Here is a 9,638-nt window from a genome sequence, read left to right on the forward strand (position 1 = left end):
TTCTAGCAGTAAAACCCTACAGGATAATTCCCATGAATAAGCCTTGCTTAATGTCTTTGACTCTCATTGCGTTAATCGCATTGACTGCTTGTAGCACTAAAAATAATGTGGCTACGATAAAAGAGGTATCAGTAAATAAAAGCTCGAATAATACGTGCGTTAATGAATTCAAAGCATTACAACGTCTCTCTCCTCACGATTTTGATCTATATCAGAAGCAGTTTAATCAACTGACAAAATCTTATGATGTCTATAAAACCAATAAAGGTTTGATAAATAAAGATGCTCAGGAGATCCTGAACATAGAGCTGGATTCTAAATTAAAACTTATCTGCGCAAGAGTTAAAGGGGCGGCCTTTAAGAGCATGGACGAGCGCTCTCAGGAAGTGAATAAAATATGATGGCGCGAGTGAAGTCTTTCTTCTTAATTCTGCTCCTGATCAATATACAGGGAGCCCATGCTGAAGAACCGGTGGATGCTAACCTGGGTCTTTTGGATCAGTTGCAGAGTGAAAATTTAATTTCTGCTCCAGAACCGTCTGTTTTTGCGGAAAAAGATAAGACTTCCTCTCCGCTGATCCAGCCTCCAAAAAATATCGTCGTGCCGAAAGCCCTTGTTGAAAAACCGGTAGCGCAAAAACCGCGACCTAAACCGACGCCAGCGCCCGTCAGGAAAGCCCCTAAAGCGCTTCAGCCTGCGAGCACTCAGTCTGCACCTGCGGTGCCTGCTACTGCGAATGTCAGCGACACCCAGAAAAAGGCCAATGAGCAGCTCAAAAAATCCCTTGAGACAGCAAAATCCACGGCAGAAAAATCCCGTGATCAATACGCGGCTTTGCAAAAATCTTATGCGGATACACAAAAAGAAAATCAACAACTCCAAACGCAGATCGCGGCGTTAAAAGCCAAACCTGTGGTCATCCCGCCGTCGGCAGATCAAAAACTTGCGCAGAAAAAAACGCAGGATGAACTGAAAAAACTGCAAAATTCGCTGAAAAATACACAACAAGAAAACCAGCAGATTACCACTCAGTTGCAGAAGCTAAAGAGCAGCCAGAAACACGCTGAAAGTCTGACGGAAAAACTTTCCGTGGCGCAGACGGCGACAAAAAAATACCAGGACGAAGTGGCAGATATTCAGCAATCTTTGAAAAAGACTATGGGTGAAAATGCCCGGTTGAAAGCACAGTTAACCGCATTCAAAACCAGTCAGGACGGCTCAGTCAAAAAATCCTCCGAACAGGTAGCTGCCTCTCAATTGGCGACTAAAAAAGCCCAGAAAGAATTCGCTGCTCTGGAGGCGAGCTTTAAAAAATTAAGCAGTGAGAATACACAGCTCAAAACGCAACTCGATACCGTGAAAAAGCAATCCTCGGCACGCATCGAACAACTGGTCTCATCCGAACACGCTAACGGTAAATCTCTGGCAGAATTCGCAGTGCTGAATGCGACATTACAGCAGGCGACAGAAGAAAATCATAAGCTTAAAACGCAGTTTGAGACACTACAAAAGCAGTCGACTGCACAGGCCGATAAATTGCAGGCTTTACAAAGCACGGGCAATAAATCTCAGGCTAATGTGGTTGAGTTGCAGACGACGGCAAAACAAGCTGCTGCTGAAAATGTTCAACTGAAAACGCAGCTGGCCAGCCTGCAAAAGCAAGGCGCCAGCCAGAATGAAAAAATAGCGTTCGCTGTCGAGGCCAATAACAAATCCCTCAATGAAAATCAGCTACTGCAAAAGTCCCTTAAACAGGCCACTGATGAGAATGCGCAATTGAAATCGCAGCTTGCAGACTTGCAGAAACAGGATGCTGTACGTAATGACAAACTGTCAGTTTCAGATGCTGTGAATAAGAAATCTCAGGCTGACTACGTGGCTTTGCAGAAAACCCTCAAACAGGCGACCGATGAAAATGCCGGGTTGAAAAACCAACTGGCGGCATCGCAAAAAGAAACTGCTGCGCAGACCGGAAAATTGTCAGTGTCAGAGACGGCGGTTAAAAAATCTCAGGCCGACTATGTCGCTCTGCAGAAAATCCTGAAACAGGCCGCTGATGAGAATGTGCAAATGAAAACTCAATTGGCAGACTTGCAAAAACAGGGCACCGCACAGAATGGCAAACTGTCCGTGTATGAGGCGACCATCAAAAAGTCACAGGCTGACTATCTGGTCTTGCAGAAAAGCGTGAAACAAGCCGCTGATGAAAATGCGCAAATGAAAACCCAACTGGCAGAGTTGCAGAAACAAGGCGCGGCACAAAATGAAAAGTTGTCCGTTTCACAAGCCGCCAATAAGAAATCTCAGGCGGATTATCTGGCTTTGCAGAAAACCCTGAAACAAGCCACGGATGATAAAGCGCAACTGAGTATTCAACTGGCAGATTTGCAGAAACAGAGCGCAGCGCAGGCGGAAAAACTGGTGGCGTCTGAGGCCGCGAACAAAAAGTCGCAAAGTGATTATCAGGCGTCACAAACGGCATTATCAAAATCTTCTGAGGATGTGAAACGTCTGACAGCCCAGCTCAGCGAGAGTCAGCTGGCGGCGACCAAAGTCACTGAAGAAAAAAATAAGCTGACAGCCGAACTGGATAAAACGAAGAAAGACCTCGCCTCACACAGTATTGCTGCCGTGACGCAATCTGGCGGAGAGTTGATCAGTGATGCAGAACTTAAAACGTTGCAGGCGAAAGAAAGCAAGAAAACCGGGCGTTCTTATTCTGTCGGGTATTTGCTGGGGCAGGCCGCGAATTCAAAAATCGAGCAGGTGGTATCCGCCGGTGAGAAAATTGATCGCAATGTGATTGTTAAAGGCTTTGTTGACCGGATGAATGAGCTGTCCAGCATGTCGACTGAAGACATGCGGGAGTCGCTGAACAGTCTGGACAGTGATATCCGCTCTCGTCAGGAAAAGCAAAAAACGTCAAATGTAGAGAATAACCAGAAAATCCTCGATAAAGCGGGCAAGGCTAAAGGCGCGGTGAAAGCCAAATCTGGCTTTATTTACCAGATTACTAAGCCAGGTTCTGCACCTAAAGTGACGATGGATAAGGGCATTCGTTTGCAGATTATTGAGACGTTGGGCGACGGTAAAGTCATTGCCAGCGAAAAAGACAATAATGTGATCAGCGCGTCCGTAACGGAAATCCCTGCAGTGCTTCAGGAAGTCGTGCTGAAGCTGGGTTTGCAAGGCGAAGCGACACTGTATATTCCACCTGAACTGGCGTATGGCAAAGACGGCATTCCGGGTAAAATTCCGCCGAATTCACTTTCCATCATGAATATCAAAATATTAGGTATAAAAGACAAGTAAGAGTGGCCGCATAAAAAAAGGCAGGCGATCGTCAGATCACCTGCCTGTTTTATTTCTGCGGCCTGATTTATTTTCCGCTCAGGAATGCCAGCAAATCGTCGTTCAGTTGATCCTGATGCGTGACGGCAAAACCGTGCGGTGCGCCTTCATAGATTTTCAGTTCTGCATTTTTAATCATTTCTGCCGCCAGCTTGCCGGTGGCTTCGAACGGCACTATCTGATCCGCGCTGCCGTGAATAACCAGCGTCGGCACGGTAATTTTCGCCATATCCGGGCGAAAATCTGTTTCAGAGAAGGCCGTGACACAATCGACGGTGCCTTTCAGCGACGCCATCAGCGCGATGTTCAGCGTCTGGGTCATCACGCCGTCGGAAACGGTCATCCCCTGGTTAGTGCCGTAGAACGGCGTCGCAAAGTCGCTGATGAACTGTGCGCGGTCTTTCAGTAAACCGGCCCGGATGCCGTCAAATACTGATTTATCCACGCCCTGCGGATGATCATCCGTTTTAATAAACAGCGGGGTGACCGCGCCGAGCAATACCAGGCTGGTGACGCGTTCTGAACCGTAACGGCTGATGTAGCGGGTCACATCGCCGCCGCCCATCGAGAAGCCGACCAGCGTAACGTCGTGCAGGTCGAGATGTTCAATCAGATCGTTGATGTCAGAGGCGAAAGTGTCGTAGTTGTAACCTTCCCATGGCTGCTCTGAACGGCCAAAACCACGACGGTCAAAAGCGATAACGCGGTAGCCGCGATCGGCCAGGAAATTCATCTGGCTGTCCCACATATCGGCATCCAGCGGCCAGCCGTGGCTGAATAACACCGGCTTACCTTTGCCCCAGTCTTTAAAATAAATTTGAGTGCCGTCTTGGGTATTGAATGTGCTCATTTTTATATTTCCTCAGCGGTTATTTGCAGGTTTTAAACAGGTTGTGTGTTGTGTTGCAAACAACATTAGGCATGGCAGGGAAATATTGATAATGGGTTATTTTTGACAAGTCGTTAAAAGATTTTGTTGCTTCTATCAGTCTGAAAGTAATAGGGATTTACGACGGTATAGAGAGGGGGATGCCTGTCAAAAAAATCTGAACAAGTTGCCAAATTCTTTCCGCTATCCGCTTTTGATGTCCTGACCTATTGTTAATTCCAGCAGCACAACAACACAACGTGAAATACAAACACACAACCCAACAATGCACTCTGAGAGGAAATGAAAATGTCTAAATTCGATCTGCTGGACCCACAGAACTCCACCCTGATTTTCATCGACCATCAGCCACAAATGTCATTCGGCGTTGCGAATATCGATCGCCAGCAGCTTAAAAATAATACGGTCGCTCTCGCTAAAGCGGGCAAAGTTTTTAACGTGCCGGTGATTTACACCTCGGTTGAAACGGAAAGCTTCAGCGGCTATATCTGGCCGGAATTACTGGCGGTACATCCGGATGTGAAACCGATTGAGCGTACCTCAATGAACTCCTGGGAAGACGCGGCATTCGTGAAAGCTGTTGAAGCCACTGGCCGTAAGAAACTGATTATCTCTGCCCTGTGGACTGAAGTGTGTCTGACATTCCCGGCACTGATGGCGCTGAAAGAAGGGTATGAAGTGTATGTGGTGACCGATACTTCCGGCGGCACCAGCGTGGATGCACACGAACGTTCCATTGACCGTATGGTGCAGGCCGGTGCGGTGCCGGTGACCTGGCAGCAGGTTCTGCTCGAATACCAGCGCGACTGGTCACGCAAAGAGACTTACGACGATGTGATGAATCTGGTTCGCGAGCACAGCGGTGCGTACGGTATGGGCGTCGATTATGCCTACACCATGGTGCACAAAGCCCCTCAGCGCAAAGCGTAACCTTCTTCATTTATCCATTAAGCCGGAACCGTGCTCAGGCGGGTTCCGGCAGGAGAGACATCATGCGTCATGCCCCTGTTTCCCGCCTGTCGGCACCTGTTATCCCTTTCGCGGTTATCCGCTGGTTGGCCCTGCTGGCCTTGTGTGCCGCGTATCTGCAGGGCGGTATCGTCAAACTGTTCGATTTTCCCGGCGCGATTGCCGAGATGCAGCATTTCGGCTTATCGCCCGCCGCGCCCATGGCCGCAGCCGTGATTGTGCTGGAACTGGGCGCTTCAGCGCTGATTCTTTCCGGACGCTTTCGCTGGGCTGGCGCGCTGGCGCTGGCGCTGTTCACTTTCAGCGCCAACTTTATGGCGAATGCGTACTGGCAGGTTTCCAGCCATGAACGCGCCATGATGATGAACGGTTTCTTCGAGCACATCGGGCTGGTCGGCGCTTTTATCTATGTCGCCTGGAATGACCTTAAGGAGCGGGCATGAGCCAGAATAATGTTGCGGCCGGCGGCGCTTTTTCGCCGCTCAAACAGGGGCTGTTTGCCACGATTTGGGTGGCAACCATTCTCGGCAATACCGGCAGTTTTATGCGTGATGTGGCCAGCTCATGGTTAGTCACCGGGCTGTCATCAAACCCTGCGGCGGTGGCGCTGATGCAAACCGCAGCAACGTTGCCGATTTTTTTGCTGGCGATCCCCGCGGGTGTGCTGTCCGATATTCTTGACCGTCGCCGCCTGCTGATTTTTGTTCAGTTGTTACTGGCGGGCGTCAGCGGAACCTTGCTTCTGTTGTCGCACAATAATTTGCTGACCGTGGAATATCTGGTCGCGCTGACCTTTATCGGCGGTATCGGTGCGGCGCTGATGGGGCCAGCCTGGCAGGCGATTGTGCCGGAACTGGTGCCCCGTTCTGATTTGCGAAATGCCGTTGCCCTGAACTCGCTTGGGATTAATATTGCCCGCGCAGTAGGGCCTGCGGGCGGTGGCTTGCTGTTAGCCAGTCTCGGTGCCGGTGCGGCTTATGGCGCAGATGTCATGAGCTATGTTTTTGTGATTGGCGCATTACTGTGGTGGAAGCGTCCGGTCAAAGCGAAAAATGAGTTATCAGAACACTTTCTTGGCGCGTTCCGTGCCGGGCTGCGATATGTCAAAGCCAGCCGGGAACTTCATCGTGTGCTGCTGCGTGCCGCGATTTACTTCGCTTTCGCCAGTGCGATCTGGGCGATGTTGCCGCTGATTGCCCGCAATATGCTGCACGGTACCGCCGGATTTTACGGCATCCTGCTCGGCGCGGTGGGCGTCGGTGCGATTTGCGGTGCACTGTTGCTGCCCCGTTTACGTCAGAAACTGAGTGTTGACGGGCTGGTGTTGCTTTCCGCCTTACTGTCCGCCGCCGTGATGTTGCTGCTGGCGACGTCACCGGCAAAATGGCTGGCCGTGGTGCTGATGGTGGTATTAGGGATTGGCTGGATTATCGCGCTGACATCCATGAACGGCGTGGCGCAGGCGGTGCTGCCTGACTGGGTACGTGGCCGCGGGCTGGCGGTGTACCTGATGGTATTTAACGGCGCGATGGCGGCGGGCAGCCTGTTCTGGGGGTTAATCGCACAGGAAACCGGTCTGGTCGGGGCGTTATTACTCGCCGGTACCGGCCTGGTTATCGCCGCGCTGGTATGCTGGCGGCTGAAACTGCCCGCAGGCGAGGCGGATTTACAGCCTGCCGGTCACTGGGAAAATCCGGTGGTTGAAGGCGATGTGCAGGGCGACCGCGGTCCGGTGATGATCCAGATTGAATACATGATTGCACAAGAAGATCGCCCGGCGTTTCTGGCGGAAATTCGGAAACTTTCGCTGGCGCGCCGTCGTGACGGTGCTTATGCGTGGGGGATCACTGAACACAGCGATGACCCGTCGCGTCTGGTGGAATGGTTCCTGGTGGAGTCCTGGCATGAGCATTTGCGTCAGCATCAGCGTGTGTCACATGCCGATGCCGATTTACAAAGCGAAGTGACGCGTTATCACCGTGGCGAAAATAAACCTCAGGTGCATCATTATTTGTCGGTGCGTTAGTCGCCGTAAAAAGCCGCATTGTGCGGCTTTTTGTTTTTCAGGCCTGGCTGTACACCGCCGCAATGCCCTCGAAATCCTGTAAATTTTCGCGCCACCACATGGCAGCGTTGCCGGTCGCGTTTTCGTTCCAGGCCATAAAAGCCTGATCGCGGCGGGTTTCGGTATCCAGACGACGTTCAACCAGCGCACCGCTTTCGAGATGGGGGGGCGGCCAGATAACGCGGCAGATAGCCACAACCCAGCCCGGCAATTTGTGCGTGAACTTTGGCGTTAAAATCATGAACGCTGAGCATTTTTTGCTCATCGAGCACGCGCAAATCCGCACCTGTGCCATGGCGGGACGTGTCGTGAACCACCACGGCGCGATACTGACGGATTTGCTCACGCACCAGCGGTTCCGGCAGCGAGGCGAGCGGGTGATGCGGCGCGACGGCAAACACATATTCCAGCCAGCCGATCGGACGGTATTCAATGCCGCTGCGCGTCACCGGTTCCTGCACGGCACCAAATACGATGTCGGCTTCGCCATAACTCAGCGCTTCCCAGCAACCGGCCAGTACATCGTGGCGGAACAATAACTGCGTGTGCTGATGTTCTGCGTAAAAACGGTCAATCAGCGGCGCAAGCAGCGCGAAGGGGACGGAAGCATCCACGCTGATGGTCAGTTTGCTTTCCCAGCCGCTTTCGACGTACTGCGCTTGTTGTTCCAGCTCACTGACGGCACGCAGCAGCACACGGCCTTTTTCCAGCATCAGACGGCCTGTTGGTGTGAATGTCGCACGGTGGCCTGAGCGGTCCAGAAGTTTAATGTTCAGGTCACTTTCCATTTTCTGCACGGTATAACTCAGTGCAGAAGCGGTTTTAAACAGTCTGGCGGCCGCTGCGGCAAAAGTGCCGTGTCTGTCCAGCGCATCCAGGATCAGCAGCGCTTCAAGGCTTAATCGCATTATTTTCCCCACCCCAAAAATTGTTTAACAACAACCCAAAATATTTCCGTTATGAATGGCCGTGTTGATTTCGTATCGTTCATGAATATAACGCAACATTCAGTTAACCAGAACAACGGTTAATCAGAAGGAACATCCTGTGACTTATCCTCATCAACCTGACCACATTACTCTGGTGATCACCCACGGCGTACAGCGGGATAAGCTGACGGAATATGAACGCTGGCTGGAACAGCTGAAGACCGATGCGGCCCGGTTTCCAGGTTATCAGAATGTAAATATCCTGCGCCCGGTGCATGGCGAAACTATCTATACCGTGCTGGTGCGGTTTGATAACCTCGATAATTTGTATCTCTGGATACAATCCGATCAGCGCGAAATCCGTGAGGCGGCATTAGCCAACTTACTGAGCGGACAGGAATATATTGAGCTGCGTACGCAGGCGTAAATCCTGACGTCCAACATTTACACCCGATTTTTTCCATAAAGGTTGAAGGCTGTATAAATCACCAGTATTATTCGTCTGTTTTCTATACGACGTTTATCCGGTTAAAGCAGGTCAGTTATTTTGTGGAATCCCGAAAAAGAGTTTTTTACCGAGATTTATCAGTACCCTGAACATCTTCGCCATACCTTAGAAAACTTACCCAACGGCAGCGGCGTCTATATTTTTTACGGCGACGATAATGCCTTTCCGCTGTATATCGGTAAAAGCGTGAATATCCGCAGCCGCGTGATGTCGCATTTCCGCAATCCTGCCGAAGCCAAACTTCTGCATATGACCCGCGATATTGAATTCATCGAGACGATCGGTGAAGTGGGGGCGTTACTGCTGGAATCGGATCTGATTAAAACCCGACGACCGCTGTTTAATAAGCGGTTGCGCACCGCCCGCAAGCTGTGTTCGATCCGGCTTCAGGGGCTGACGGCCAGTATTGTGTTTAGTGATGACGTGGATTTTTCTCACAGCGAAGATTTATTTGGCCTGTTTAAAACTAAAATGTCGGCAGTCGAAAAAATCCGGGATATCGCCGATCAGGAAAAGCTGTGTTACGGCGCGCTGGGGCTGGAAAAACTGGCAAAAAATCGTGCGTGTTTCCGCTTTTCACTCGGCAAATGTGCCGGTGTCTGTTGCGGTAAAGAGACGCCCGACGTCCATCAGGCGCGCCTCAGAAATGCACTCAGCACCCTGAGAATCCGCAGCTGGCCGTATCCGGGGCGCATTGCCATCGCCGAAGAAGCCAACGGGCTGACCGATTATCACGTCATCAATCACTGGTTCTATCTGGGAACGGTCAAAACGCTGGAAGACGCCAAAGCCTTCGATATCGCTGTGCCGCACTTTGACCGCGACAGTTATAAAATACTCTGTAAGCCGCTATTCGAGACGGAGAGTTCGAAAGTGATTTTGCTGGACTGACGGCAACAAAAAAGGCTGCCGATCGGCTAATGCCG

General features: G+C 51.0%; 8 protein-coding genes and 1 pseudogene. 7 read left to right on the plus strand and 2 right to left on the minus strand.

The window, feature by feature from the left end:
- Nucleotides 1-32 precede the first annotated feature (32 nt).
- The gene (locus tag UC14_RS14370) at nt 33-401 is read left to right on the plus strand and encodes a hypothetical protein (protein ID WP_037033751.1); all 369 of its coding nucleotides are present in this window, start codon (nt 33-35) and stop codon (nt 399-401) included.
- The gene (locus UC14_RS14375) at nt 398-3,313 is read left to right on the plus strand and encodes an FKBP-type peptidyl-prolyl cis-trans isomerase N-terminal domain-containing protein (RefSeq protein ID WP_112197955.1); all 2,916 of its coding nucleotides are present in this window, start codon (nt 398-400) and stop codon (nt 3,311-3,313) included. Before UC14_RS14370 ends, UC14_RS14375 begins: the two co-directional genes overlap by 4 nt.
- Nucleotides 3,314-3,380: 67 nt before the next feature.
- Here the strand turns inward: UC14_RS14375 and UC14_RS14380 are convergent, their stop codons facing one another.
- Entirely contained in the window at nt 3,381-4,202 is an 822-nt protein-coding gene (locus UC14_RS14380; protein ID WP_112151954.1) for an alpha/beta fold hydrolase, read from the minus strand.
- A gap of 327 nt (nt 4,203-4,529) precedes the next feature.
- On the opposite strand from UC14_RS14380, the gene UC14_RS14385 reads away from it, so the two are divergent.
- The 3 genes from UC14_RS14385 to UC14_RS14395 all read left to right on the plus strand — a co-directional run bounded on the left by UC14_RS14385 (nt 4,530) and on the right by UC14_RS14395 (nt 7,236).
- Nucleotides 4,530-5,171 (plus strand): hydrolase, encoded by a 642-nt coding sequence (locus UC14_RS14385; protein ID WP_013573513.1) that lies wholly within the window; start codon nt 4,530-4,532, stop codon nt 5,169-5,171.
- 62 nt (nt 5,172-5,233) lie between these two features.
- The gene (locus UC14_RS14390) at nt 5,234-5,653 is read left to right on the plus strand and encodes a DoxX family protein (RefSeq protein WP_112197956.1); all 420 of its coding nucleotides are present in this window, start codon (nt 5,234-5,236) and stop codon (nt 5,651-5,653) included.
- Nucleotides 5,650-7,236, plus strand: a complete 1,587-nt coding sequence (locus UC14_RS14395) for an MFS transporter (protein ID WP_112197957.1) — start codon at nt 5,650-5,652, stop codon at nt 7,234-7,236. The genes UC14_RS14390 and UC14_RS14395 overlap by 4 nt, the downstream gene beginning before the upstream one ends.
- Before the next feature lie 37 nt (nt 7,237-7,273).
- Here the strand turns inward: UC14_RS14395 and UC14_RS14400 are convergent.
- Nucleotides 7,274-8,183 (minus strand): annotated as a pseudogene (locus UC14_RS14400) (LysR family transcriptional regulator).
- 139 nt (nt 8,184-8,322) lie between these two features.
- Here UC14_RS14400 and UC14_RS14405 point away from each other — a divergent pair.
- Nucleotides 8,323-8,631: an antibiotic biosynthesis monooxygenase gene (locus UC14_RS14405; RefSeq protein ID WP_112197958.1), complete on the plus strand. Its 309-nt coding sequence runs from the start codon at nt 8,323-8,325 to the stop codon at nt 8,629-8,631.
- A gap of 120 nt (nt 8,632-8,751) precedes the next feature.
- Nucleotides 8,752-9,603 carry an excinuclease Cho gene (gene cho / locus UC14_RS14410; RefSeq protein WP_112197959.1) on the plus strand — a complete coding sequence of 284 codons (852 nt, stop codon included), beginning with the start codon at nt 8,752-8,754 and terminating at the stop codon, nt 9,601-9,603.
- Nucleotides 9,604-9,638: the final 35 nt, after the last annotated feature.

The organism is Rahnella sp. NRRL B-41462 (assembly GCF_003263525.1).
GTDB lineage: Bacteria > Pseudomonadota > Gammaproteobacteria > Enterobacterales > Enterobacteriaceae > Rahnella > Rahnella aceris.